Here is a 1209-nt window from a genome sequence, read left to right on the forward strand (position 1 = left end):
AACGCCGCGAAGGACTGGGACGAGTGGTCCCCCGAGCAGACGTACTCGGAGTACTCCGGCTACTCCGCGCATGAGTACGACGAGAATCTCACGACCCCGATCCTCAACCGCGATGAACCCGACCCGGACACGCAGGCGATGGACATCGTCGCCGTCGACGTGGAGGACGACGACAACGACACCCGCGTGATCATCGACGACGAGGACGACGGTTCGTGGTTCCTCGGCGGGATGTTCGAGACCTCGCACGTGCGAAGGAGGAGGAGGCCAGGCGCCGCCTCGCCGCCCTCGATGCTTCGGCTGCCGCGCGGCGCGAGGAAGCCGAAGCAGCGGCCCCGCCGAAGCAGGTGCGCAGGCTCTCCCCGGAGACCGTCGACCAGGGCGAAAGCGGGACCGCGGCCGCCGGGACCGCGGCGGCCGGCGTGGGCGCGGCAGCGGCGGGAGCCGGTGGACCCGGGAACACCGCACCGACGAGCTCAGCACCCACCGGAGGGTCCGGGCACGGGAACGGTGGGGCCGCCTCGGCGAGCGAGGGATCCTCGTCGGCTCCGAGACTGTCCGGTGCGGAAGCCCGGGCGGCGAAGAAGGAAGTGTCCGCGATCGAACGGCGGATGGACAAGCCGAACACTCAGATCGCGCAGAAGCACGAGGCGATGGCCGGCCACGACCAAACCGACTTCGAAGGACTGGCGGAGCTCACGGCAGCGATCCGCGAGTCCCAGGACGAACTCGACGAGCTCGAGATGCGCTGGCTCGAAGCGTCCGAGGCGCTGGAAGCCTGAGGGTTCGAGGCGACGAACGACGATAACGCAGGACGACGGACCAGTCGAAGCCGAGGAGACGACGATGATCGATGAAGCGACGATGCGGCAGCGGCTAGAGGATGAGCGGGCGGAGACGCAGGCGCTCATCAGCCGCCTGACTCAGGGAATCGATGAGGTCTCGGCCGCTCGCCAGGGCGACAACAGCGACGACGAACACGATCCGGAAGGGGCGACGCTCGCCTTCGAACGGTCGCAGGCCGCGACGTTGCTCGAACAGTCCGAGGACCGTCTCGAGGAGATCGCCGAGGCGGTTGACCGCCTGAACGCTGGCACGTTCGGGACCTGCATCGGCTGCGGCAGACCCATCGCCGAGGCGCGGCTGGAGGCCCGCCCCTACGCGGCGAAATGCGTGAATTGCGCCGCCCGCGACTATTCGTTTCCATCC

The 1209-nt window shown here is 68.7% G+C and carries 2 protein-coding genes; both read left to right on the top strand.

Going from position 1 to position 1209, the window contains the following annotated elements:
- Positions 1 to 215 precede the first annotated feature (215 nt).
- Positions 216 to 782 carry an ABC transporter C-terminal domain-containing protein gene (locus BSP109_RS17410; protein ID WP_180959811.1) on the top strand — a complete coding sequence of 189 codons (567 nt, stop codon included), beginning with the start codon at positions 216 to 218 and terminating at the stop codon, positions 780 to 782.
- A gap of 64 nt (positions 783 to 846) precedes the next feature.
- The coding region (locus BSP109_RS16645; RefSeq protein WP_101602064.1) for a TraR/DksA C4-type zinc finger protein at positions 847 to 1209 on the top strand (363 nt) is incomplete at its 3' end.

This window comes from Brevibacterium sp. Mu109, assembly GCF_900169375.1.
GTDB lineage: Bacteria > Actinomycetota > Actinomycetes > Actinomycetales > Brevibacteriaceae > Brevibacterium > Brevibacterium yomogidense_A.